23 protein-coding genes are annotated in these 25,095 nt (G+C 62.2%); 16 read left to right on the top strand and 7 right to left on the bottom strand.

Going from position 1 to position 25,095, the window contains the following annotated elements; genetic code table 11:
- Positions 1-115: 115 nt before the first annotated feature.
- Complete coding sequence (locus PSH84_RS10805; protein WP_305482855.1) at positions 116-1,261, bottom strand: serine hydrolase domain-containing protein; 1,146 nt, start codon at positions 1,259-1,261, stop codon at positions 116-118.
- A 234-nt stretch (positions 1,262-1,495) separates the two neighbouring features.
- A complete protein-coding gene (gene dinG, locus PSH84_RS10800) occupies positions 1,496-3,640 on the bottom strand; it encodes an ATP-dependent DNA helicase DinG (RefSeq protein ID WP_122565379.1) in 2,145 nt (714 codons plus the stop codon).
- A gap of 99 nt (positions 3,641-3,739) precedes the next feature.
- Between dinG and PSH84_RS10795 the strand changes: the two genes are divergently transcribed.
- The gene (locus tag PSH84_RS10795; protein WP_122565380.1) at positions 3,740-4,204 is read left to right on the top strand and encodes a DUF2269 family protein; all 465 of its coding nucleotides are present in this window, start codon (positions 3,740-3,742) and stop codon (positions 4,202-4,204) included.
- Between the two features lie 126 nt (positions 4,205-4,330).
- On the opposite strand, the gene PSH84_RS10790 is transcribed toward PSH84_RS10795, so the two are convergent.
- The 4 genes from PSH84_RS10790 to PSH84_RS10775 all read right to left on the bottom strand — a co-directional run bounded on the left by PSH84_RS10790 (position 4,331) and on the right by PSH84_RS10775 (position 7,011).
- Positions 4,331-5,089, bottom strand: a complete 759-nt coding sequence (locus PSH84_RS10790; protein WP_122565381.1) for a collagen-like protein — start codon at positions 5,087-5,089, stop codon at positions 4,331-4,333.
- Complete coding sequence (locus PSH84_RS10785) at positions 5,082-5,354, bottom strand: DUF1145 domain-containing protein (RefSeq protein WP_063322681.1); 273 nt, start codon at positions 5,352-5,354, stop codon at positions 5,082-5,084. The genes PSH84_RS10790 and PSH84_RS10785 overlap by 8 nt, the downstream gene beginning before the upstream one ends.
- Positions 5,355-5,499: 145 nt before the next feature.
- A complete protein-coding gene (locus tag PSH84_RS10780; protein ID WP_122565382.1) occupies positions 5,500-6,225 on the bottom strand; it encodes a PA1041 family peptidoglycan-binding anchor lipoprotein in 726 nt (241 codons plus the stop codon).
- A 90-nt stretch (positions 6,226-6,315) separates the two neighbouring features.
- Entirely contained in the window at positions 6,316-7,011 is a 696-nt protein-coding gene (locus tag PSH84_RS10775) for a PA1041 family peptidoglycan-binding anchor lipoprotein (RefSeq protein WP_122565383.1), read from the bottom strand.
- Between the two features lie 192 nt (positions 7,012-7,203).
- On the opposite strand from PSH84_RS10775, the gene PSH84_RS10770 reads away from it, so the two are divergent.
- The 4 genes from PSH84_RS10770 to PSH84_RS10755 all read left to right on the top strand — a co-directional run bounded on the left by PSH84_RS10770 (position 7,204) and on the right by PSH84_RS10755 (position 8,957).
- On the top strand, positions 7,204-7,701 hold the full coding sequence (locus PSH84_RS10770; RefSeq protein ID WP_122565384.1) for a DUF6231 family protein: 498 nt from the start codon (positions 7,204-7,206) through the stop codon (positions 7,699-7,701).
- Positions 7,702-7,703: 2 nt separating this feature from the next.
- Entirely contained in the window at positions 7,704-8,192 is a 489-nt protein-coding gene (locus PSH84_RS10765) for a YchJ family protein (protein WP_205929590.1), read from the top strand.
- Between the two features lie 70 nt (positions 8,193-8,262).
- The gene (locus PSH84_RS10760) at positions 8,263-8,748 is read left to right on the top strand and encodes an LEA/WHy family protein (RefSeq protein ID WP_122565385.1); all 486 of its coding nucleotides are present in this window, start codon (positions 8,263-8,265) and stop codon (positions 8,746-8,748) included.
- A 5-nt stretch (positions 8,749-8,753) separates the two neighbouring features.
- Positions 8,754-8,957, top strand: coding sequence for an SEC-C metal-binding domain-containing protein (locus tag PSH84_RS10755; protein ID WP_003198420.1), 204 nt, complete (start codon positions 8,754-8,756; stop codon positions 8,955-8,957).
- Positions 8,958-9,249: 292 nt separating this feature from the next.
- Here the strand turns inward: PSH84_RS10755 and PSH84_RS10750 are convergent, their stop codons facing one another.
- Positions 9,250-9,807 (bottom strand): cysteine hydrolase family protein, encoded by a 558-nt coding sequence (locus PSH84_RS10750; RefSeq protein ID WP_122565386.1) that lies wholly within the window; start codon positions 9,805-9,807, stop codon positions 9,250-9,252.
- A 208-nt stretch (positions 9,808-10,015) separates the two neighbouring features.
- Between PSH84_RS10750 and PSH84_RS10745 the strand changes: the two genes are divergently transcribed.
- From PSH84_RS10745 to pdeM, 11 genes are all read left to right on the top strand, one after another.
- Positions 10,016-12,466, top strand: coding sequence for a penicillin acylase family protein (locus PSH84_RS10745; protein WP_305482853.1), 2,451 nt, complete (start codon positions 10,016-10,018; stop codon positions 12,464-12,466).
- 253 nt (positions 12,467-12,719) lie between these two features.
- Positions 12,720-13,751, top strand: a complete 1,032-nt coding sequence (locus tag PSH84_RS10740; RefSeq protein WP_305482851.1) for a ligase-associated DNA damage response exonuclease — start codon at positions 12,720-12,722, stop codon at positions 13,749-13,751.
- Entirely contained in the window at positions 13,748-15,439 is a 1,692-nt protein-coding gene (locus PSH84_RS10735; RefSeq protein WP_305482849.1) for an ATP-dependent DNA ligase, read from the top strand. The genes PSH84_RS10740 and PSH84_RS10735 overlap by 4 nt, the downstream gene beginning before the upstream one ends.
- Positions 15,440-15,871: 432 nt before the next feature.
- Positions 15,872-17,020 carry an acyltransferase family protein gene (locus PSH84_RS10730; protein ID WP_305482847.1) on the top strand — a complete coding sequence of 383 codons (1,149 nt, stop codon included), beginning with the start codon at positions 15,872-15,874 and terminating at the stop codon, positions 17,018-17,020.
- Between the two features lie 318 nt (positions 17,021-17,338).
- A complete protein-coding gene (locus PSH84_RS10725; RefSeq protein WP_122565391.1) occupies positions 17,339-18,121 on the top strand; it encodes a transporter substrate-binding domain-containing protein in 783 nt (260 codons plus the stop codon).
- A gap of 57 nt (positions 18,122-18,178) precedes the next feature.
- A complete protein-coding gene (locus tag PSH84_RS10720; protein WP_025212190.1) occupies positions 18,179-18,907 on the top strand; it encodes an ABC transporter permease in 729 nt (242 codons plus the stop codon).
- Positions 18,904-19,614 (top strand): ABC transporter permease, encoded by a 711-nt coding sequence (locus PSH84_RS10715; protein ID WP_122565392.1) that lies wholly within the window; start codon positions 18,904-18,906, stop codon positions 19,612-19,614. The genes PSH84_RS10720 and PSH84_RS10715 overlap by 4 nt, the downstream gene beginning before the upstream one ends.
- A 27-nt stretch (positions 19,615-19,641) precedes the next feature.
- Positions 19,642-20,760 (top strand): succinylglutamate desuccinylase/aspartoacylase family protein, encoded by a 1,119-nt coding sequence (locus tag PSH84_RS10710; RefSeq protein WP_305482846.1) that lies wholly within the window; start codon positions 19,642-19,644, stop codon positions 20,758-20,760.
- A gap of 13 nt (positions 20,761-20,773) precedes the next feature.
- Positions 20,774-21,538 (top strand): ABC transporter ATP-binding protein, encoded by a 765-nt coding sequence (locus tag PSH84_RS10705; RefSeq protein ID WP_122565394.1) that lies wholly within the window; start codon positions 20,774-20,776, stop codon positions 21,536-21,538.
- Positions 21,539-21,940: 402 nt separating this feature from the next.
- Positions 21,941-24,427, top strand: coding sequence for a ligase-associated DNA damage response DEXH box helicase (locus PSH84_RS10700; protein ID WP_305482844.1), 2,487 nt, complete (start codon positions 21,941-21,943; stop codon positions 24,425-24,427).
- Positions 24,427-25,083, top strand: a complete 657-nt coding sequence (gene pdeM, locus PSH84_RS10695; RefSeq protein ID WP_305482842.1) for a ligase-associated DNA damage response endonuclease PdeM — start codon at positions 24,427-24,429, stop codon at positions 25,081-25,083. The genes PSH84_RS10700 and pdeM overlap by 1 nt, the downstream gene beginning before the upstream one ends.
- The last annotated feature ends 12 nt before the right edge of the window (positions 25,084-25,095 follow it).

Here is a 25,095-nt window from a genome sequence, read left to right as displayed (position 1 = left end):
GATATCCACAAAATGATCTAAATGAAAAAACAAGGCCATGTTTTGGCCGCATAAACAGACGCTTTGAAACTGAAAAGGACACGAGGTTCCTGTGTCCATGGCCTTCAATGGCGCTTTATAGACAAGTGGCAAGCACCCGCGCAAGATTCTGCGCGCGCGGGTCCATCAAGACGTAAGGCCCGAGCGTGTTGGTCACGAAGCCGAACGCGACATCATGTTCGGGATCGGCAAACCCGATGGAGCCCCCGGCCCCCGGATGACCGAACGCCCGCGGGCCAAGGCCGTAGGTCGCGTTCGCTACATCCGGTTGGTCGAGCATGCAACCCAGGCCGAAACGGGTCTGGGTCAGCAATGTCTTATCCTCGCCAAAGCTGTGCTGGCGAGTCAGTTCGTCGAGCATTTCACCTTCCAGCAGGCTGCCGTCCAGCAGCCCCCCATAGAACCCGGCCAGGCTACGGGCATTGCCGTGGCCATTGGCCGCCGGTTGCTGCATGCGTCGCCATTCCGGTTTGTTGGTGCTGGTCATGATCGACGGTGGATTGGTAAAGGCCCGGGTGGTCATGGCCGTGGGCTCGCGCATCGTCACCTGCAGCAGGCGCTGGGCCGCCGCATCGCCGGCGTTGCCTTTGCCGCGGGCGATATGGGCCACGCGATGAAACTCCTCGTCGGCCAGACCGACGTGGAAATCCAAGCCCAACGGCTTGGCGATGCGAGCCACGATGGACTCCCCCGGGCCACGCCCATCGGCCCGGCGCAATAACTCACCCACCAGCCAGCCGTAAGTGATCGCGGCATAACCGTGGCCCTCGCCCGGTGTCCACCAAGGTGTTTCGGCAGCCAGGGCATCGACCATGGCTTGCCAGTCATAAAGCGCTTCGGGCGGCAGCAATTCATGTAGCGCTGGCAACCCAGCCTGGTGGCAGAGCAGTTCGCGCAGGGTGATGGATTGCTTGCCGGCCGCGGCAAACTCTGGCCAATAGCGGGCTACCGGAGCGTCCAGCTGCAACTTGCCTTCGGCCACCAGTTGCAGGGCCGTGACCGCGGTGAACGTTTTGGTGCAGGAAAACAGATTGGCGATGGTGTCGCTGTGCCAGGCTTCATGGCCATCCTTGTCGGCGGTACCGGCCCACAGGTCGATCACCGTGCGGCCGCCCACCTGGATGCACAACGCCGCGCCGCGCTCCTGGGGATCATCGAACAGCGCCGCGAACGCTTCACGCACCGCCTCGAACTGAAGTTCGTAATGGCCTTGAATTTGCACCCGTAACTCCCTTGAAACAAACACTTTTAAGGTGACTGGCATTGTTTCAGCCATTCAGGGTTTTGGGAACCGCCGCAAGACGGCTGGCTAAGCATGTCCCTGTGCAAGAGAAACTGTGGGAGCAAGGCTTGCCCGCGAGGAGGCCTGTGTGGTCTCTCTGAAACCAAGGTACCTTCATCGCGGGCAAGCCTTGCTCCCACAATTACATTTCTTCGCTACAAAATCGCAGCAGCCTCAGGAAATCTCCCGCCGAAACGGCGGCAATGCATTGAGGATCGCCTTGCCGTAGCGCTGGGTCACCAACCTACGGTCGAGCAAGGTGATGGTGCCGCGGTCCTCTTCGGTACGCAGCAAGCGGCCACACGCCTGGACCAGCTTCAGCGAAGCGTCCGGCACGGAGATTTCCATGAACGGGTTGCCACCGCGGGCTTCGATCCACTCGGCCAGCGCCGCCTCCACCGGGTCGTCGGGGACCGAGAAGGGGATCTTGGCGATTACCACGTGCTCGCAATAGGCGCCGGGCAAGTCCACACCTTCGGCGAAGCTCGCCAGGCCGAACAGCACGCTGGAATCCCCACCATCGACCCGGGCCTTGTGCTTGTTCAGGGTTTCCTGCTTCGACAGGTTGCCCTGGATGAACACCTGCTTGCGCCAGTCACGATCGAGGCCATCGAACACGTCCTGCATCTGCTTGCGCGAGGAAAACAGCACCAGGGTACCCCGGGAGCCTTCCACCAGTTCCGGCAGGTCGCGGATGATCGCCGCGGTGTGGGCAGGGGCATCCCGTGGGTCGGCCTTGAGGTCGGGCACCCGCAGCACACCGGCGTCAGCGTGATGGAAAGGGCTCGGGACCACTGCAGTCACGGCTTTCTTCGGAAGGCCGGCGCGCATGCGGAAGCGGTCGAACGTGCCCAGGGCGGTCAGCGTGGCGGACGTCACCAACGCGCCGTAGGCCACGTTCCACAGGTTGCGACGCAGCATTTCCGCCGCCAGGATCGGGCTGGCATTGACCTCGATGTCGAACAGCGAACCGCTTTCGGCCAGGGTCAGCCAGCGCGCCATCGGCGGGTTGTCTTCCGGGTCTTCGGCGGTGAAGGCCGTCCACAGCTCCCAGTTGCCCTGGGAGCGGGACAACAGGCTGCCGAACAGCGGGTACCACTCCTCGGCCTGGTTGCTGGCAATACCGATGTTGACCTCGCCATCCATGCCTTCCTTGAGCAGATCGGTCAGACGCGTGAACAGGTCGGTCAGGCGCGCGAAACCTTTCTTGAGCTCGATGCCCATTTCGCGCATGTGCTCGGGGATCACCCCTCCGACAAACCGGTGGCGTGGCCGCTCGCGCCCCTCGACGTCTTCGCCGGGCTTGAAATCGGCCACTTGCTCGCACGCGGTGAACATGAACTGCTGGTTCGTCTTGATTTCCCGCGCCAGCTCCGGCACTTGCTCGATGAACTTGCCCAGGTCACCCGGCAACGGATGCTGGGCCAGCAGTTTGGTGAGGTTCTTGGCGGTGGTTTCCAGCCAATCGGCGGTGGAACGCAGCCGGGTGTAATGGGCGAAATGGCCGATGGCCTTGTCTGGCAGGTGATGGCCTTCGTCGAACACGTAGATCGTGTCGCGCGGGTCCGGCAGCACCGCACCGCCGCCCAGGGCCAGGTCGGCCAGGACCATGTCGTGGTTGGTGACGATGACGTCGACCTTGCCCATGCCTTCGCGGGCCTTGTAGAAGGCGCATTGGCCGAAGTTCGGGCAGTGGCGGTTGGTGCACTGGCTATGGTCGGTGGTCAGGCGGGACCAGTCGGCGTCTTCCAGGGCGGTGGACCAACTGTCGCGGTCGCCGTCCCATTTATTGCCGGCCAGCTTCTCGATCATGCTGGTGAACAGCTTCTGGCTGGCTTCATCCACCTCGATCTTGAAGCCTTCTTCTTCGAACAACTGGGCCGTGGCAGTCTGGGCATGGCCTTCCTGGAGCAACATGTCGAGCTTGGACAGGCACATGTAGCGCCCGCGGCCTTTGGCCAGTGCGAACGTGAAGCTCAACCCGCTGTTGCGCATCAGGTCGGGCAGGTCCTTGTAGACAATCTGCTCCTGCAGGGCGACGGTGGCCGTGGCGATCACCAGGCGCTTGCCGGCGGCCTTGGCGGTGGGAATCGCCGCCAGGCTGTAGGCCACGGTCTTGCCGGTACCGGTGCCGGCCTCCACCGCCACGACGGCAGGCTCGCCGCTGCGCCGACCTTCGTCGTCGGTGTCGATGTCACCCAGGACTTTTGCCACTTCGGCAATCATCAGGCGCTGGCCATATCGCGGCTTGAGGCTCTTGGCTTCGAGAAAACGCGAATAGGCGCCCTGGATCGTGGTTTTGAGTTCGGTGCTGATCATGAATGGTCGGGCGCTAAAAACGCTGGATAAATTTTCAGTGGTTCGGATCGGCGGCTATCATACCCCGCTAATGAATCCTGCGCAGAACGGAGTAACCCAATGACACCCTTTGCCCTTGTCTACACCCTGCATTTACTGGCGGCCCTGGTCTGGGTCGGCGGCATGTTCTTCGCCTGGATGATCCTGCGCCCCGCCGCAATGACGGCGCTTGAGGGCCCTGCCCGGCTCAAGCTATGGGTAGAAGTGTTTCAGCGTTTTTTTGTCTGGGTCTGGGTCGCGGTCGTACTTTTGCCGATCAGCGGCGTAGGCCTGATCCATCTGCGCTTCGCCGGTTTCGAAACCGCGCCGCGTTATGTGCAGGTGATGATGGGGTTGTATGTGGTGATGACGGCGCTGTTTATCCGCATCCAGAGCTTGCAACTGCCGGCGTTGCGTAACGCCGTGACGGCGCAGGACTGGCCGGCGGGGGCGGCAGTGCTAGGGAAGATCCGGCGGTTGGTGGGGATCAATCTGTTGATCGGGTTGCTGGTGGTGGCGATTGGCGCAGCGCGACCGATGTTCTGAAAATAGCGCACCGAACCCTGTGGGAGCGAGCTTGCTCGCGATGGCGGCACGTCAGGCAATACTTGATCGACTGACACAACGCCATCGCGAGCAAGCTCGCTCCCACAGGTCGGGATTAGATTTTCTTCAGAACCGCTGCACCGTCACCGTCCCCGCCGCTCCGGCAGGCCCTGGCTGGCCATCAGCGCCAGGACGGCCGCTTTTGCCGCCATCCGCGGTATAGACCAGGCAGCCCTTGGCCTTGCCTCCCGCCCCGGGTTTGCCACCGTGCCCCGCCGCGCCACCGGCACCGCCGTCCACCGCCACCTTGATCTGCTCGGCCGGGTAAGCCAGGGGCAGTTCCAGGCGCACCTGCGCTCCAGCGGCTCCCGGCTGGCCATCGCTGCCATTGCTGCCGTCGGCCCCGCGACCGGCCGAACCCCAGGTGCAACCCGGCGCCTGGCCATTGGCACCGTCAAGGCCAACGTAACCCGGTGCACCGGTGCCGCCGCGAGCATCCACCGACAACAACGGCGCGTTCAACACCTTGAAACGCAGGTTGAGATCGCGTCCCGGCCGCGCGGCCTTGGTGTAGGTCCCCGGTGCGCCACGTGAAGTGATCTGGCTGCCCTCGGCCAATTCAGCCTGGGCCACTTTCATTTCCAGTACCTGCTGCGCCGGCACGATGGCGATCCGCGCCTCACGCCCCAGATGCAATTGGTCGATGGTCAGTTCAGTGACATTGGAAGGCACCAGCAGCGTGCCGTAATCGGCCACGTCCAGGCGTTCCAAGGTCAGGGTGCTGGTGGTGTTGGGCAGGCGCATCAACGAATGGCCTTCGACCTGGAGCACCTGGGCCGAAGCCCACGGACATACGAGTGCGGCAAGCAGACACAATTTACGCATGGGAAGCCTCTGGCGCGGTCGGGAGGGTTTGCAGGTGGAAGATGCCAAACAGCAGCACTCTGAGGCGATCACGTCCAGGCGCGGGGCGGCCACGGAAACTGGCCCTGAACAACAGCAGCTCCAGAAGATGGAGCACCAGCAAAAACGCGCCGGCGACATTGACCAGCAGATGCAGCGGATGGACGAACGGCACGACCAGATTGACCAGCACCACCAGCCAGAACAGCAGGGTCAACAAGCGCCCCAGCCCCCAAAACACCTTCATACGCCCCCCTGATCAAGCATTATTCTTTGCGCGCACAGTAACGGCTTGCGCGCCGGATAAGCCAGAGGGCCCGGCAAATTTAATCTAACCCGAGCCTCGGCCACCGGATCGCCCTCCCGACGACCCGGCAGCCCTGGGCCGCGCCTCAGCGCTGGATATGCAATTCAACCCGACGGTTCTGCGCCCGCCCTTCGTCGGTCTCATTGTCGGCCACCGGCTCGCTTTCGCCCTTGCCTTCGCTGGTGAGTTTGTCGGGGGCCAGGCCCTGGGTCAGCAAATACTCCACGACGCTGCTGGCCCGACGTTCGGACAGCCCCTGGTTATAGGCATCCGTGCCGACACTGTCGGTGTGGCCCACCACCCGGATACTGGCGACATTGGCATGGCTGAGCTTGCCCATCAGCCCATCGAGCTGGCTTCGAGCCTCTGCGGTGAGGTCGGATTTGTCGAAATCGAACAGCACCTTGCCCGCGTCGTTGAGGGTGATGACCTCGCTGGCCGGTGCTTGCGGTTCGACCGGCGGCGCACTGGCCGGGTATTGCGGCACTGGGCAACCGTGATGCTCGACCGGTGTATTGGCCGCAGTATCGGGACAACGGTCGCGGCGGTCGAACACGCCGTCGTCGTCTTCATCGCCATCCTGGGCGTAGCAGATCAAACCACCGCCCAGCAGCCCCAATGCGGCGCCACCGGCGGCCCAACCGCTGCTTTCAATGGCCCCCAACCCGCCGCCGACCAGGCCGCCGATCAGGCTACAGATTGGCCAGGTGCGTTGATTGAGGGGTGCGCTGCCGTCGCTGTGAGTGGCGCAACCGGACAACAGACTGCTCGCCAGCAGTACCGGTAAGGCGGACCTGATTAGAACGTTCATGGTGAAGGCTCCTGTGTTACCGGCCCATACCGGTCACACAGGAGTAAAGACCCGCATCCGCAACTCTACAAGCCGCGGATGACAGGGGTTTCAGCGGTTTATCCTGATTTCCGTGCGGCGGTTCATCGCACGGCCGTCAGCGGTCTTGTTATCGGCCACCGGCTGGCTCTCACCGGCACCGGACACCGAGACAAAACTGGCACGCGGCACGCCGTTCTGGACCAGGTATTGCACCACCGAATCGGCTCGCTTCTGCGACAGTTTTTTGTTGTAGGCATCGCTGCCGACGCTGTCAGTGTGGCCAGTGACACTCAGTTGCGCGGTGGACGTTTCCTGTTTCAGCCGGGTGGCGACCGTACTCAGCACATCTTTGTCGGCCGGGGTCAGCGTGGCTTTGTTGAACTCAAAGTGCACGTCGCGGATCACGATGGTTTCTTCCTTGACCACGACCGCTTCTTCGACCATCGGCACCGGGGCGGGTGGTGGGCAACCGTCGGCATCGACCTGCACGCCCTTCGGTGTGCCCGGGCACTTGTCGCGGCTGTCCGGCACGCCATCGCCATCCTCGTCGCCGTCGCCCTTGACCCAGCAATAAGCTGCCGCCATGCCGCCAACATACAGCGCGCCGCCGCCAGCCCAGGAAGTACTTTCTATGGCACCTAATCCCGCGCCGATCGCACCGCCGACGGCCGCACAGGTCGGCCAGTCGGTTTTCTGCAAACCTGCGCAACCAGTCAACACACTGGTTAGCAGAACCAGGGGTAACGCTGTCCGAACTATGCTCATCGGGTTTTCTCCTTGAGGGATCGGCTGGTCGCCGATTCAGGGGAGTAAAGACCCGACTTCGAATCTGCGCCAGCCTGGGTAATTGCGGGTTTTCGCCCCGTGTTTGCGACGTTTGCGCACATTCAGGGACAAACCGCTCTAGGCCATGCTGTCCGGGCAGGCTATCGTGGCGGTTCTGACTGAGGAACTTCGATGACCGTTGCCATTTCTTCACGTACGCCCCAGCAAGCCCTGGCCGCCGTGCTTGACCGTTATGCCCCAAAAACACTGCTGCTGATCGGTGCCAGCGGCTTTCCCGCACTCGAAGCATTCCAGCAGGCCCACCCCGACACCGAAGTGATCCATGCCGGCCCCGGCGCGTTGCCGGCGGACGTGGCGGCGCGACGTTTTGACCTGGCCCTGGCGCTCGATTGCCTGGAGCATTTGCCCAAGCGCGAGGGTCTGAACCTGTTGGGCGGCATCCGTAATCTCAACGCCAGCCGCATCGCCGTGCTGGCCGACCTCAACGCCTGCGGCTGGCAAGAGACGGACTTTTTTTCCCTGGCCCTGCAAGCCAGTGAGCGATTCCAGCGCGAAGACCAGGTGCTGACCCTGTTCACCTACGATCTGCTTGAATATAAACAGGTCCCCGACTGGCTCAACTCACGTTTTTGGGCCAACCCGGAAAACTTTGGAAAATATTGGTGGTAACCGTGAACACAAGCTCGCACTCACCCATTTGCCCCTGCGGCAGTGGCAACTCACTGGAGGCCTGCTGCGGCCACTACCATGACGGTCACCCGGCGCCCTGCGCCGAAGCCTTGATGCGCTCGCGCTATAGCGCCTATGTGCTGGGCCTGGTGGATTATCTGGTCGCCACCACCCTGCCCGCCCAGCAGCAAGGCCTCGATCGCCAGTCCATCAGCGAATGGAGCGCCAACAGCACATGGTTGGGACTGAACGTGGAAAGCAGCGAAGTGTTCGGCGGTCAACCGGAACACGCCTTCGTCACGTTCACCGCACGCTGGCACGACGGCCAGGGCGAGCATAGCCACCGTGAACAGTCTTCGTTCGTGCAGAACGACGGACGCTGGTACTTCATCGATCCGACCGTGCCGGTCAAGACAGGACGCAACGACAGCTGCCCGTGCGGCAGCGGGCACAAGTTCAAGAAGTGCTGCGCCGGTTACTTCAATCGCTGATTTTAGGAAACGTCCGACGCTCGTGCATCGGCCCATAGGGCTAGACTGGAGATAAACCAGAGGCACGGACATGACCCCTTCATCATTCTTGCTACGCATCACCTGCCTGCTGCTGTTCGTTGGGCTCGGCGGCTGTGCATCCTGGCGAGGTGAAGAAGCCCCGGAACCCCAGGTGCACCTGGTCAAGGTCGAGGTGGTGCGGGCCCGGCTGGTGGAACAGAAGTTCATGCTGCACTTTCGCGTCGACAACCCCGGCGACAGCGACCTCACCGTTCGTGGCCTGACTTACCGCATTCACCTGGGCGACCTGCTGCTGACCGAAGGTGAGCATGAACACTGGTTCACCGTGCGCCCCAAGCACAGCGCCTACTTCAAGGTGCCGGTGCGCACCAACCTGTGGCCACAGGTGCGGGAAGTGGTGAAGCTGCTGGAGAAACCCCGGGAACAGATCCCCTATCGTCTGGAAGGTGAGCTGGAAACCGGATTATTCATCGCCCACTACGTGCACCTTGAGCGCAATGGCGTGATAATCGCCGCCGATTTTATTGCGGAGTAACCCCGATGACCCAGCAACCCCACGTCCACGGCCCTGATTGCAACCATGATCACGACCATCATCACGACCATGACCACGGCCACGTCCACGGCCCGAACTGCGGCCACGCCCACCAGGAACCGGTGCGCAACGCCCTGAAGGATGTCGGCCGCAATGACCCTTGCCCGTGCGGCAACGGCAAGAAATTCAAGAAGTGCCACGGGGCTTGAGGGGCTGGGCGCAATACTTTTTCGCCTGTTAGACCGTCATCGCGAGCAAGCTCGCTCCCCACAGGGGTTCCCGGCGTTCGCCAAGCCTTGTCTCACCACTGACTTCTGTGGGAGCGGGCTTGCTCGCGAATGCGGTGGGCCAGTTGGCAGTGATTAACCTGACTCGCCCTCTTCGCGAGCAAGCTCGCTCCCACAGGGCAATTGCGGTGAGGCGATATCCAATGATCACCGAAGAATCCACTGTAGGAGCGAGCTTGCTCGCGATGAGGCCGGTACATTCACTGCTTATGTATCAGCCCGCCTGCAGAATCCGCTTCACACCAACCACCGTCGCATACTCCCCGTGCAAGTTGCCCAGGGACATGGCATGCACCTCGGCTGCCGAACGGGCGTTGCCGAAGTAATCGGTTTTGTCGAAGGTAAAGCAGGCGTCCTCGGCCACCCAGGTATCGAATCCCAGATTGCCAGCCGTACGCGCCGTGGACTCCACCGAGTTGTGCGTCGCCACGCCGACGATCACCAGTTGCCTGATACCGGCTTTGCGCAGGTCTTGCTCCAGGTGGGTGCCACTGAACGCATCCGGCACCTGTTTTTGCACCAACCATTCCCCGGCCATCGGCTCGAACCGTGGCTGGACCTCCACCCCCGACTGCCCCGGCCAGAACACCGAGTCCGGCGAGCGGGACAGGTGATGGACGTGAATCACCGGTCGCGCCGTGTGTCGCCAGAAAGCCAGCAGTTCCAGCATGCGCAGCTCTGCCTCGGGGTTGTTCCGAGGGCCGAGCCTGGGGTGAAGGATGCCTTTTTGTTGATCGATGAGGATCAGCGCTGCGTCGTTCTGTAGCTCCATGCCAGTCTTCTCTTGCTCGGTCTTTGAATGGTCCACACTTGAGCATCACCTCTTCCAACAGGCAAGCCTTCGCGCAAAAGCGATGACCCGGCCACGGGCTTTCATCGCCAAATCAACAAATAACCCTCCCCCCCGCTTGCGCGGCCCCCGCCTGCTCACTAACGTAGCGCCTTTATTGGTGCCACCCCCCTCCCGCAGGAGCTTTGCCATGGCCTCGCCAGCCTCTATTTCCCTCATCCCCCGGCTCGGTGTTGCCGCCGCGGTAGCCAGTGTGCTCGGTTTGAGCGGATGCCAGACCTGGAATGCCCAGGACACGGTCCCGCCCACGTCCGGTGTGCAGCCGCTCAAGGGGCTGGCGCAGAACGTCTCCGTCCGCCGCAACGCCACGGGCATGCCGCTGATCGAAAGCAACAGCTTCCATGACGCCTTGTTCACCCTCGGCTACGTCCACGCCAGCGATCGCATCACCCAGATGGTGACCCTGCGCCTGCTGGCCCAGGGTCGATTGGCGGAAATGTCCGGCGCCGAGCGGCTGGACGTCGACCGCTACATGCGCGCCGTCAACCTGAAGAAAAACGCCGACGAGCTGTACAAGGCGTCTTCGCCGCGGCTCAAGCGCTTCTTCGAAGTCTATGCCCGGGGCGTCAACGCCTACCTGTTCCGTTACCGCGACAAGTTGCCGTCGGACCTGGCCGCCACCGGTTACAAACCCGAATACTGGAAACCGGAAGATTCGGCGCTGATGTTCTGCCTGCTGAATTTCAGCCAGTCGGCCAACCTGCCGGAAGAAATCGCCAACCTGGTGCTGGCCCAAACCGTCACCAACGATAAACTCGCCTGGCTGAGCCCGTCCTACCCGGACGAGCAACTGCCCGTGGCCGAGGCCGACAAACTCCAGGGCCTGCGCCTCAATGGCCAGATCCCGGGCCTGAACGAAATCAGCAAGGCCACCCACCAATTGGCCGGGCTGAACCTGTTGGGTGCTGCGTCGGCAAGCAACTGGGCCATCGCGCCGCAACGCAGCCGCAGCGGCAAGAGCCTGTTGGCCAGCGACAGCCATGGGCCGCTGGGCATGCCGGGGCTGTGGAGCCCGGTACAGATCCGTGCGCCCAAGTACCAGGCGGCCGGGGTTTCCGTGGCGGGCATCCCGATGATCCTGGCCGGGTTCAATGGCAAAGTGGCCTGGAGCATGACCAGCGTGCTGGGGGACAACCAGGACCTGTTCCTGGAAAAAATCCGCCGCCAGGGCAATGGCCTGTCCTACGAGGTCAACGGCAAATGGCAACCGGCGATCGTGCGCAACGAAACCTATTTCATCAAAGGCCAGCGGCCGATTCGCGAAGCGGTGTTCGAAACCCGCCACGGCCCGCTGCTCAACAGTGCCCAGGGCCCGGCCATGGCCAACGGCTTTGGCCTGGCCTTGCAGACGCCGAGCTTCAGCGACGACAAGACCCTGGACGCCTTCTTCGACCTGTCCCGGGCACAGACCGTCGAGAAAGCCTCCGATGCCAGCCGGGAAATCCGCGCCATGGCCGTGAACCTGGTCTTTGCCGACGCCAGCCATATCGGCTGGCAAGTCACCGGTCGCTACCCGAACCGCCGTGAAGGTGAAGGCTTGTTGCCGTCGCCGGGCTGGGACGGTCGCTACGATTGGGACGGTTACGCCGACCCGATGCTGCACCCCTACGATCAAGACCCGGCCCAGGGCTGGCTCGGCACGGCCAATCAACGGGTCATTCCCCATGGCTACGGCATGCAGCTGTCCAATTCCTGGGCTTCGCCGGAGCGTGGCGAACGCATGGCCGAACTGGCCGGCGCCGGCAAGCACGACACCCGCAGCCTGACCGCCATGCAATACGACCAGACCACGACGCTCGCGGCCAAGCTCAAGCAAGTCTTCGAAGCCCCGGGCATGACCCAGCCACTCAAACAGGCCATCGAAGCCCTGCCGGTGGCTGACCGGGCCAAGGCTCGCGAGGCCTATACCCGTTTGATGGCGTTCGATGGCCGGCTCAGCCCGACCTCCGCCGACGCGGCGATCTACGAGCTGTTCCTGCAGGAAAGCATGAAGCAGATTTTCCTCGACGAGCTGGGCCCGGACAGCAGCCCGGCATGGCAGGCGCTGGTCGCCAACGGCCAATTGTCCTACTCGGCCCAGGCCGATCATCTGCTGGGGCGGGAAGACAGCCCGTTCTGGGACGATGTGCGCACACCCCAGAAAGAAGACAAGGCCGTCATCCTGGCTCGCAGCCTGGCCGCCACCATCAGCGCCGGTGACAGCCAGTTGGGCGGTGACCACAAGGCCTGGCAATGGGGCCAATTGCATCGCAGCGCCTGGAAGAACAGCAACGGTCAGATCGTACGCGGCCCGCTGCCAGCCGGTGGCGACGCCACCACACTCAACACGGCGGCGTTCGCCTGGGGGCAGGATTTCACCACCACCCTGGCGCCGGCCATGCGCTTTATCGTCGACTTCGGCCAGCCCGAGCCGTTGATGATCCAGGACGGTGCTGGCCAGTCCGGCAACCCGGTCAGCCCACACTATGCCAATGGCATTGATCCGTGGATCAAGGGGCAGTACCAGAGCCTGCCGTTGCAATCGCAGAACTTTGATCGGGCCTATGGCAAGACACGATTGACCCTGGTGCCTGGCAAATAACTGCAGCCCAGGACTTTGTGGCGAGGGAGCTTGCTCCCTCGCCACGGGTGCTGGGTTGTCTGGACTGAAGTCATCGCGAGCAAGCTCGCTCCCACAGGGGGTCGTGTTGAATTCGGTATGGCGATTCAACACAAAGCCAATGTGGGAGCGAGCTTGCTCGCGATGGCGCCAGCCCATGCACCCCGAAAAACCCGATAGAACTTCTCCCCCCGCCGTCGCCTCTACCTGACAAGCCCATCGCTCCGGTGACTGCATGGATCTTGTCATTGCCCGCCCCGAAGGCTTGTACTGCCCACCCGGGGATTTCTACATCGACCCGTGGCGGGCGGTGGAACGCTCGGTCATCACCCACGCCCACGGCGACCATGCCCGCGGCGGCAACCACCATTACCTGGCAGCGGCACCCGGCGAAGGTATCTTGCGGTCACGCCTGGGCCAGGACATCAACCTGCAGACCCTGCCTTACGGCGAACGCCTGTCGCATCATGGCGTGACCTTGAGCTTTCACCCCGCCGGCCACGTGCTGGGCTCGGCCCAGGTACGGCTGGAATATCAAGGCGAGGTCTGGGTGGCGTCGGGGGATTACAAAGTCGAACCCGACGGCACCTGCACCCCGTTCGAGCCGGTGAAATGCCACACCTTCATCACGGAATCCACCTTCGGCCTGCCGATCTACCGCTGGCAGCCCCAGGCGCAGATTTTCGACGAGATCAACCAGTGGTGGCGCGGGAACATCGCCGCCGGCCGGGCCAGCGTGTTGTTCTGTTATTCCTTCGGCAAGGCCCAGCGGATTCTTCACGGCATTGATGAAAGCCTCGGCCCGATCCTGGCCCATGGGGCGGTGGAACCGCTGAACCGGGTCTACCGCGAGGCCGGGGTTTATCTGCCGCCAACGATTTATGCCGGTGATATCAAGAAGAACGACCCGATCATGGGCCAGGCGCTGATCATCGCCCCGCCCTCTGCCGGGGGCAGCAGTTGGATGCGCCGTTTCGGCGACTACAGCGATGCCTTCGCCAGCGGCTGGATGCGCCTGCGTGGTACACGTCGGCGGCGCGGCGTCGACCGGGGTTTCGTGCTGTCCGACCACGCCGACTGGCCAGGCCTGCTCTGGGCCATCGAGCAGACCGGCGCCGAACGGGTCATGGTCACCCACGGGTCAGTTGCCGGGCTGGTGCGCCACTTGTGCGAGCAAGGCCTCAATGCCCAGGGATTCACCACCGAATACGGCGACGACGAAGAAGACCTCGCCACGGCCATCGACAGCGGTGAGGAGGAGCCATGAAAGCCTTCGCCGAGTTGTACGCCAAACTGGACGCCACCACTTCCAGCAATGCCAAGCTCACCGCCATGCAGGACTATTTCACCAAGGCCCCGCCCCAGGACGCGGCGTGGGCCGTGTATTTCCTCTCCGGCGGGCGTCCGCGGCAGCTGGTGCCGGTAAAAATCCTGCGGGAGCTGGCGGTCCAGGTATCCGGGTTATCGCTATGGCTGTTTGAGGAAAGTTATCAGGCCGTGGGCGACCTGGCCGAAACCATTTCGCTGGTATTGCCCGAATCGCCCCACAGCTCCGATGAAGGCCTGGCGCTGTGGATCGAAGAGAAACTGCTGCCATTGCGCGGAGAGTCGCCCGACGTCCTGGCTGAACGGCTTCCAGCGCTGTGGGCGCAGTTGGACCGGCCGAGCCTGATGCTGTGCATCAAACTCATCACTGGCAGCTTCCGGGTTGGGGTGTCCAAGCTATTGGTAACCCGGGCCCTGGCGACCATGGCCGGGCTGGACAGCAAACGGGTGGCCCAGCGGCTGGTGGGCTATACCGATCTGTCCCATCGCCCCACGGCCGCCAGTTACCTCAAGCTGATCGCCGCCGAGTCCGACGATGAACATGCCCAGCGCGGCGGCCAGCCTTATCCGTTTTTCCTGGCCCATGCGTTGTCCGCGCCAGTGGAGCAATTCGACACCCTACTGGGGCCGGCCAGCGACTGGCAGGTGGAATGGAAATGGGACGGCATCCGGTCCCAGGTGATCAAGCGCGACGGTCATTTATGGGTCTGGTCGCGAGGCGAAGACTTGGTCACTGAGCGATTTCCGGAATTGCATTCACTGGCCCAGGCGTTGCCTGACGGCACGGTGATCGACGGTGAAATCGTGGTCTGGAAAGCCCCCCAGTCGGTCACCGAAGACTCCTTCGACCCGGACGCGCCGTTGCAACCAGCCGTGCAACCCTTCGCCCTGTTGCAGCAGCGCATCGGTCGCAAGACCCTGAGCAAGAAAATCCTCGACGACGCCCCCGTGGTGGTGATGGCCTACGACCTGTTGGAATGGCAAGGCGAGGACTGGCGCAGCCGCCCCCAGGCCGAGCGCCGCGAACAACTGGAAGCGCTGATCGCCCGTATTCACAGCCCGGTGCTGTTGCCCTCGCCGACGGTCACCGGCCAGGACTGGCTCGACCTCGCCCGGCAGCGCGACGCCTCTCGCAGCCTCGGCGTCGAGGGCATGATGCTCAAGGCCCGCAACGCGCTGTATGGCGTAGGCCGCACCAAGGACATGGGCGTGTGGTGGAAATGGAAGATCGACCCGTTCAGCGTCGACGCGGTACTGATCTACGCCCAGCGTGGCCACGGCCGACGCGCCAGCCTGTACAGCGACTACACCTTCGCCGTATGGGACAACCCGCCGGGCAGCCGCGAGCGCACCCTGGTGCCATTCGCCAAGGCCTATTCAGGGCTGACCGATGCAGAGATGCGCCAGGTCGACAGCATCGTGCGCAAGACCACCGTGGAAAAGTTCGGCCCGGTGAGCAGCGTCACCCCCACACTGGTGTTCGAACTGGGCTTCGAAGGCATCGCCCTGTCCAAACGCCACAAGAGTGGTATCGCGGTGCGGTTTCCACGAATGTTGCGCTGGCGCCAGGACAAGAGCAGCGAAGAGGCCGACACATTGGCGACGCTTCAAGATTTGTTGAAATGCTAGCCGCCCGCTCTGCCACATTCGTTTGACACAGTAGTCGCTATGTAAAATGCATGATAAAAATAGTGCGAATCGATGATGAACCGCATTTAAATATATGTGCTTTGGTGCGGGATGATGTGATTCTAAAAAAACTATGGATGTCCCGCAGGCTAGCAGCTTTTCTGACGCCGTAATTGCGTCACGAGTCTATTTATCACGACCAGAAAAAACCGACTTGCTCTTTTAAAGAGCACTGCTAACGTGACATCAGATCAGTGAATTTATTTAAGTGTCTCCCATCCAGCGCCTGCGCCAGGCCCTTTTATGCAACAGTCATTCGGGGAGCGAGCGGCAGCTTCCCCACGGTGAGGCCGGGCGAGACCATCCCCTACGGTAGGGTGATCGCAGTGAAACCGAGACGTGCCCCCACACTAGCAAGGGAGCCTGAAAAAAATGCGCGTAGAGAAGCGGTTTCACTCATTGGACAGTTTCAGGGGGTTGATGGCGATTTCAGTAATGCTCTACCACTTGCGCGTCAGCGGAAGTTTTACCGAATGGTTGTTATTTCGCCATGCCGAAATATTCGTATCTTTCTTTTTTGTATTGAGTGGCTTTGTATTGATGCATGCCTATGGCAGCTCCGCACAGTTTGTTTTTCGCAAATTCTTCATAACACGGACCTTCCGTTTGCTGCCCCTGCACCTCTTTATGCTGGCTATTTTTATATTGTTAGAGTGCGGCAGGTATATGGCTGCCCAAAAAGGCATGGACTTCAACAATGAGCCATTTTCAGGAAAGTTCGCCCCTTCTGAAATTCTGCCAAATGCACTGCTGTTGCAATCCTGGACGCATTTGACTAATCCCCTGTCGTTCAACTATCCGTCTTGGAGCATCAGTATCGAGTATTACACCTACATGATCTTCGCCCTTATCCTGGGCATCGCTTTCGGCATCCGGACATGGGCGTGGGCAACGATGGTACTCGTGGCCCTGGCACTGATGTATGCAGGCAATACCTTCTTCACCATCGAATCGCTCCGGGGCCTCGCTTACTTTTTCACCGGTTGCCTGGCGTACACCGTGTATGTGAAGCTCCCCCGCCCCAACCAGACCCAGACCTGGTTGCTGACAACGCTTGAAGTGCTGGCGCTGGCAGCGGCGCTGGTTTTCGTGGTCAACGATTTTGCAGCCAAGCAGCTGTTGGCCAGCCCCGTGTTCGGTGTCATCGTTGTGATATTCGCCTTTGATGGCGGGTCCGTGTCGCGGTTGTTGGCGCGACGTGGCTTCGGTTTTCTCGGCAAGTTGTCTTATTCCATCTACCTGACCCACGCGGCCGTTCTGTTTTGCGTAGTGTCAGCGTTTATGGTGGCGAGAAAAATCTTTGGCGTTGACATTGCACCGATGGTCGACGGGACTCGTTACCTGGACCTCGGTAACGTACCGCTCAATAACCTCATCGCTTTGCTGGTAGTGGGATTGGTCGTTCTGGTGTCGATGTTCACCTACCGGTATGTCGAAATGACCGGGCAATCCCTTGGCCGAGCGCTTGCCAACAACACCGCACACAGCAGTCCCGCATTGAGATCCGATACTGAGATTTGAACAAACGGGACGAAAACCGTTAGGCCGCCCTGGCTTTCCCATCAAAGGCCGGCCCCTGCGCAGCTAATCGCTACCCAGCAGCGGCAGGCACTCTGCGAGCGACAGAAACGCAGAGTCCGCGCCATCCTGGTGCAACTTTTGATGTACGCTCATCTCCGCGCACCATTGCGTTCCGTCTCCCGCCGCCCGTGCTTTTAAAACACTTGTTCGGCACTATGGTTCGGAAATTGCTACCTTTATGCCGTCATACCGTTCAGACCTTCACCGGTAACAATCTTACGCGCCACAAGCGCTCAAATTGGTTTTAGGGACTCAATAATGAAAAAAGCACTGCTGACCCTTTCTGCACTGGCGTTGTGCATGGCCGCTGGCGTCGCCACAGCCAAGGAATACAAGGAACTACGTTTTGGTGTCGACCCTTCCTACGCCCCGTTCGAGTCCAAGGCCGCTGACGGCAGCCTGGTCGGTTTCGACATCGACCTGGGCAATGCGATCTGCGCAGAGCTGAAGGTCAAATGCAAATGGGTCGAAAGCGATTTCGACGGCATGATCCCGGGCCTCAAGGCCAAAAAATTCGACGGCGTGATCTCCTCCATGACCGTGACCCCGGCGCGGGAAAAAGTCATCGACTTCTCCAACGAGCTGTTCTCCGGCCCAACGGCCTATGTCTTCAAGAAGGGCTCGGGCCTGAGCGAAGACGTTGCCTCGCTCAAAGGCAAGACCGTCGGCTATGAGCAGGGCACCATCCAGGAAGCCTACGCCAAGGCCGTGCTGGACAAGGCTGGCGTCAAGACCCAGGCCTATCAGAACCAGGACCAGGTCTACGCCGACCTGACCTCCGGCCGCCTCGACGCGGCGATCCAGGACATGCTCCAGGCTGAGCTGGGCTTCCTGAAATCGCCAAAGGGCGAAGGCTATGAAGTCAGCAAGCCGGTGGACAGCGAACTGCTGCCATCCAAGACCGCCATCGGTATCAATAAAGGTAACAAAGAGCTGAAGGCGCTTTTGGATAAAGGTATCAAAGCGTTACACGACGACGGCACGTACGCCGAGATCCAGAAAAAACACTTTGGCGATCTGAATCTGTACAGCGGCAAATAATGCGCGGCGCCCATCCGGTCTCGGGTGGGCGCTTTTTTTCTGCCAAAGGCCTCCTCCATGTTCGAACAACTCCTACAAAATCTGGGGCTCTCCGCCTTCAGCCTGCAGGGCTTCGGCCCGCTGCTGATGCAAGGCACCTGGATGACCATCAAGCTGTCGGCCCTGTCCTTATTGTTGAGCGTCTTGCTCGGCCTGCTGGGCGCCAGCGCCAAGCTGTCCAGCGTCAAACTGCTGCGAATCCCTGCCCAGCTCTACACTACGCTGATCCGCGGCGTACCCGACCTGGTGCTGATGCTGCTGATCTTCTACAGCCTGCAAACCTGGCTGACTTCGTTTACCGACTTCATGGAATGGGAATACATCGAGATCGACCCATTCGGCGCCGGGGTGATCACCCTGGGCTTCATCTATGGCGCGTATTTCACCGAAACCTTTCGCGGCGCGATCCTCGCGGTCCCCCGGGGCCAGGTCGAAGCCGCCACGGCCTATGGCCTCAAGCGTGGCCAGCGGTTTCGCTTCGTGGTGTTTCCACAAATGATGCGCTTTGCCCTGCCGGGTATCGGCAACAACTGGATGGTGATGCTCAAGGCCACCGCGCTGGTGTCGATCATCGGCCTGGCTGACCTGGTCAAGGCGGCCCAGGATGCGGGCAAGAGCACCTACCAACTGTTCTACTTCCTGGTGCTGGCGGCATTGATCTATCTGCTGATCACCAGCGCGTCCAATTTCATCCTGCGCTGGCTTGAACGCCGCTACGCCGCCGGAGCCCGGGAGGCGGTGCGATGATCGAACTTCTGCAGGAATATTGGCGGCCGTTCCTTTACAGCGACGGCGTCAACATCACCGGCCTGGCCATGACCCTGTGGCTGCTCAGCGCCTCGCTGCTGATCGGCTTCGTGGTGTCGATCCCGCTGTCCATCGCCCGGGTTTCACCCAGGTTCTACGTACGCTGGCCCGTGCAGTTCTACACCTACCTGTTCCGGGGCACGCCGCTCTATATCCAGCTGCTGATCTGCTACACCGGCATCTACAGCATCGAGGCGGTACGCGCCCAACCCATGCTCGACAGTTTCTTTCGCGACGCGATGAACTGCACGATCCTGGCCTTTGCCTTGAACACCTGCGCCTACACCACGGAAATTTTCGCCGGGGCGATTCGCAACATGAACCATGGCGAAGTGGAAGCGGCCAAGGCCTACGGCCTGACCGGCTGGAAACTGTACGCCTACGTGATCATGCCCTCGGCGCTGCGGCGCTCGCTGCCGTACTACAGCAATGAAGTCATCTTGATGCTGCACTCGACGACCGTGGCGTTCACCGCTACCGTTCCAGACGTGCTGAAAGTCGCCCGGGATGCCAACTCGGCGACGTTCATGACGTTCCAGTCGTTCGGGATCGCCGCGTTGATCTACCTGACCGTCACCTTTGCGCTGGTGGGCCTCTTCCGCCTCGCCGAACGCCGATGGCTGGCCTTCCTCGGGCCGACCCACTAGGGCTTTTGTTCCAGGACACACACGCACATGCGCCACCAGATCCATGACCAGCTGGCCCCGGTACCGGGGACCGCACGCAAGATCCACAGCTTCCACTTCGGCCCGGAAAAAGCCGTCGGCAAAATCTATATCCAGTCGTCCCTGCACGCCGATGAACTGCCGGGCATGCTGGTCGCCTGGCACCTCAAGCAACGCCTGGCCGAACTCGAGGCGTCGGGCCACCTGCGCCACGAGATCGTGCTGGTACCGGTCGCCAACCCCATCGGCCTCGAACAAGTGCTGATGGACGTGCCTTTGGGTCGCTACGAAACCGAGAGCGGGCAGAACTTCAACCGCCGCTTCGTCGACCTGAGCGAAGAGATCGGCAACGAAATCGAGGAGCTGCTCACCGACGATCCGCAGCACAACCTGATGCTGATCCGCACCAGCCTGCGCGATGCCCTCGCCCGGCAGACCCCAGGCACCCAACTGCAATCCCTGCGCCTGGCCCTGCAACGGCTGGCCTGCGACGCCGACATGGTGCTGGACCTGCATTGCGACTTCGAAGCCGTGGCCCACCTCTACACCACACCCGAAGCCTGGCCCCAGGTCGAGCCGCTGGCCCGCTACATCGGTGCCGAAGCCAGCCTGCTGGCGACCGATTCGGGCGGCCAGTCGTTCGACGAATGCTTCACCCTGCTCTGGTGGCAACTCAAGGAACGCTTCGGCGAACGCTTCGAAATTCCCCTGGGCAGTTTTTCGGTGACCGTGGAATTGCGTGGCCAGGGTGACGTCAACCACGGGCTGGCGAGCCTCGACTGCCAGGCCTTGATCGAATACCTGATCCGCTTCGGCGCCATCGACGGCGAACCGATGCCCATGCCCGAACTGCCCTACCCGGCCACGCCGCTGGCCGCGGTCGAGCCGGTGGCGACGCCCGTGGGCGGGTTGCTGGTCTACAGCGCCCTGCCCGGCGAATACCTGGAGGCGGGGCAACTGATCGCGGAAATCATCGATCCGGTCAACGACACCGTCACCCCCGTTCATTGCCGTAACGCCGGGCTGCTGTACGCCCGTTCGCTGCGTCGCATGGCCACGGCCGGCATGGTGATCGCCCATGTCGCCGGCACCGAGGCCTACCGCAGCGGCTACCTACTTTCGCCTTGAGGATGCATGCTCCATGTACAAACTGACCATCGAAGGCCTGCATAAAAGCTATGGCGAACATGAAGTGCTCAAGGGCGTTTCGCTCAAGGCCAAGACCGGCGACGTCATCAGCCTCATCGGCGCCAGCGGCTCGGGCAAAAGTACCTTTTTGCGCTGCATCAACTTCCTGGAACAACCCAATGACGGCGCCATGACCCTGGACGGCCAACCGATCCGGATGATCAAGGACCGCCACGGCATGCACGTGGCCGACGCCGACGAACTGCAACGCATCCGCACCCGCCTGGCCATGGTGTTCCAGCACTTCAACCTGTGGAGCCACATGACCGTGCTGGAAAACATCACCATGGCGCCGCGCCGGGTATTGGGTGTGAGCAAGCAGGAAGCCGACGACCGTGCCCGGCGTTATCTCGACAAGGTCGGCCTGCCGGCGCGGGTTGCCGAGCAGTACCCGGCGTTTCTCTCCGGCGGCCAGCAACAGCGCGTGGCCATTGCCCGTGCGCTGGCGATGGAACCGGAGGTGATGCTGTTCGACGAACCCACCTCGGCCCTGGACCCGGAGTTGGTGGGCGAAGTGCTGAAGGTGATCCAGGGCCTGGCCGAAGAGGGCCGGACCATGATCATGGTGACCCACGAAATGAGCTTCGCCCGCAAAGTCTCGAACCAGGTGCTGTTCCTGCACCAGGGCCTGGTGGAAGAAGAAGGCGCTCCGGAAGACGTGCTGGGCAATCCCACCAGCGAACGGCTCAAGCAGTTTCTCAGTGGCAACCTGAAATAAACTTCGGACTCCCCTGAAAAGAAGGCGCCAGGCGCCAATGCCTGTCAGTTAGGAACAAACGGCATAAATCCTGTGGGAGCAAAGCTTGCTCGCGATAGCGGCAGAGTCGCCAATATCTTAGTCGGCTGGCTTACCGCAATCGCGAGCAAGCTTTGCTCCCACATGTTTGCTGCTTAGCTGACTGGCATTCGGCGCCAGACGCTGCTTTTGTGGCGAGGGAGCTTGCTCCCGCTGGAGGCGCAGCCTCCGCAGCATGTCATCCAGATCCAGGGGGCCGCTTCGCAGCCCAGCGGGAGCAAGCTCCCTCGCCACAAAAGCACGCTCGCCACGCTATCTCGCATAAAACCTTTCGCATCCTGCCGTGGTCACTGAAGAAGGACTTCCAGGGCGCACGCGGCAGGCATGGCGACATCCAACAATTTCGCAAACCAGTGGTTCGGCGCCCGCGGCTGGAAGCCGTTCGCCTTTCAGAAGCAGGTATGGGCCGCGGTCAAGCGCGGGGAATCCGGGCTGTTGCACGCCAGCACCGGCGCCGGCAAGACCTATGCGGTGTGGTTTGCCGCCCTCAACCGTTTCGCCCGCCCGGTACCGCCGCCGGACAAACCACGCAAACGCAAGCCGCCGGCCGAACCGCTGACCGTCCTGTGGATCACGCCGATGCGCGCATTGGCGGCCGATACCGGCAAAGCCCTCGAAGCGCCCCTGGCCGACCTGCAAGTGCCCTGGAGTGTCGGCCTGCGCACTGGCGACACCAGCGCCAGCGAGCGCGCCCGCCAGGGCCGTCGCCTGCCCACCGCGCTGATCACCACGCCCGAAAGCCTGACCTTGATGCTCGCCCGGGCCGATGCGCAAGCCGCGGCCTCGACCCTGCGCATGGTCGTGGTGGATGAATGGCACGAATTACTCGGCAACAAACGTGGCGTGCAGTTGCAACTGGCCTTGGCACGCTTGCGGCGCTGGCATCCCGAACTCATCGTCTGGGGCGTGTCCGCGACCCTGGGTAACCAGGCCCACGCCGAGCAGGTGTTGATCCCGCAAGGCAACGGGATCAGTGTGCAAGGGGCCAACGGCAAGGCGCTGCAGGTTGACACACTGCTGCCTCCGGCCCTCGAACGTTTCCCGTGGGCCGGGCACATCGGCCTGAAGATGCTGCCTCAAGTCGTCGCCGAAATCGACGCCAGCCGCAGTTGCTTGGTCTTCACCAACACCCGGGCACAATCGGAAATCTGGTATCAGGCGCTGCTTGAGGCAAGACCCGATTGGGCCGGGCTGATCGCCCTGCACCATAGCTCACTGTCGCGCGACACCCGGGATTGGGTGGAGCAGGCATTGAAGGACGGCCAGCTCAAAGCGGTGGTCTGCACCTCCAGTCTGGACCTGGGGGTGGATTTCCTGCCAGTGGAACGGGTGCTGCAGATCGGCTCGGCCAAGGGGGTGGCGCGGCTGATGCAACGGGCCGGACGCTCCGGTCACGCGCCAGGACGGACCTCCCGGGTGACGCTGGTACCGACCCACAGTCTGGAATTGATCGAGGCCGCCGCCGCGCAGGACGCCGTGGCCCAACGACGCATCGAACCCCGCGAATCCCCCCGCAAGCCACTGGATGTCCTGGTGCAGCACCTGGTGAGCATGGCCCTGGGCGGCGGCTTCGTTCCCGAAGAACTGTTCGAGGAGGTACGTGGCGCCTGGGCCTACCGCGACCTCAACCCGGCTGAATGGGCCTGGGCCCTGGCCTTTGTACGCCACGGCGGCCTGACATTGACCGCCTACCCCGATTACCGACGGGTCGAACCGGACGAACACGGGGTCTGGCGTGTGCCTGACGCCCGCCTGGCCCGGCGTCACCGCATGAGCATCGGCACCATCGTCAGCGATGCCAGCCTGCAATTGAAGTTCTGGAGCAAGGGCGGCGGCGGCAAGACCCTGGGCAGCGTAGAGGAAGGCTTCATCGCTCGCCTGCGGCCCGGCGACGGTTTCCTGTTCGCCGGGCGACTGCTGGAATTGGTCCGGGTCGAAGACATGACCGCCTACGTGCGCCGCAGTCAGGCCAAGAAGGCCGCCGTGCCGCGCTGGAACGGTGGGCGCATGCCGCTTTCCAGCGAACTGGCGGCCGCCGTCGTGGCCCGCTTGAGCGAAGCCGCCACGGGCCGCTTCGAGGGCCCGGAGATGCAAGCCGTGCAGCCCCTGCTGTTGACCCAACAACGCTGGTCCGGCTTGCCCACGCAACACACCTTGCTGGCCGAAGCCCTCAAGTCCCGGGAAGGCTGGCATCTGTTCCTGTACCCATTTGCCGGGCGCCAGGTGCATCTGGGCCTGGCCAGCCTGCTGGCCTGGCGCGTCAGTCGGCAACAACCGCTGACGTTTTCCATTGCCGTCAATGACTACGGCCTGGAACTGCTCAGCGCCACGGCAGTGGATTGGTCGCACTACCTGACCCCGAGCCTGCTGAGCATCGATCACCTGCTGGCCGATGTGCTCGCGAGCCTGAACGCCGGGGAGCTGGCCCTCAGGCGCTTTCGCGAAATCGCCCGGATCGCCGGGCTGGTCTTCGCCGGCTACCCCGGTGCGCCGAAAAGCACCCGGCAAGTCCAGGCCTCCAGTGGGTTGTTCTTCCAGGTGTTCAAACAATACGACGCCGACAATCTGTTGCTGGCCCAGGCCGGGGAGGAAGTCTTGCGTGAAGAATTGGATATCCGTCGACTGGAGCAGACCTTGCAACGCCTCAATACCTTGAAGCTGGACCTGCACGTGATCAAGCGCCCCACCCCGCTTGGGTTCCCGCTGCTGGTGGAGCGGTTCCGGGAAAGCATGAGCTCGGAAAAACTCGCCGACCGTATCCGGCGGATGGTCAGCGAGCTGGAAAAGACTGCCGATCGCGGTGACGCCTGATGCCAGCGCCGTATCCCGTCAGCCTGGCCGGCGAAGCGCTGTGGTTGCTCCCGGAAAAAGCCTTGTATTGGCCCGATCAGCAAGCGTTGATGGTGGCCGATGTTCATTTCGGCAAGGCCGCCGCCTATCGTAGCCTCGGGCAACCGGTGCCCCACGGCACCACCGCCAGCAACATCGCGGTGTTGGATGGGTTACTGGCGCGCCTGGCGTGTCGACAGTTGATCTTTCTCGGAGATTTTCTCCACGGCCCCGGTTCTCACGCGCCCGGCACCTTGAAGGCACTTTCCGATTGGCGTGAACGACATCCGCACGTGGCCATGACGCTGATTCGTGGCAACCACGACAAACGCGCCGGCGATCCACCGTCAGCGCTGAACATCCGCGTCGTACCGGAGCCGTTGCTGCTGGGCCCTTTCGCCGTGCAGCACGAGCCCACCCCACACCCCAGCCGCCATGTGCTGGCCGGTCACGTACACCCGGTCTACCACCTGAGCGGCAAGGGCCGGCAGCGCCTGCGCCTGGCCTGCTTTCGGCTGGGCAGTGAAATCAGCCTGCTGCCGGCCTTCGGCGCCTTCACAGGTGGCTATCGAGTCGAGCAAGACCGCGGTTGCAGGATTTTTGTCATCGGCGATAACGAAATATGGCCCGTCAACTGAAGCACTCTGTGC

Origin of the sequence: Pseudomonas beijingensis, assembly GCF_030687295.1 — a bacterium.
Taxonomy (GTDB): Bacteria; Pseudomonadota; Gammaproteobacteria; order Pseudomonadales; family Pseudomonadaceae; genus Aquipseudomonas; species Aquipseudomonas beijingensis.
The sequence above is the reverse complement of the archived record's forward strand: the minus strand, read 5'-3'. Positions and strand labels throughout refer to the sequence as shown.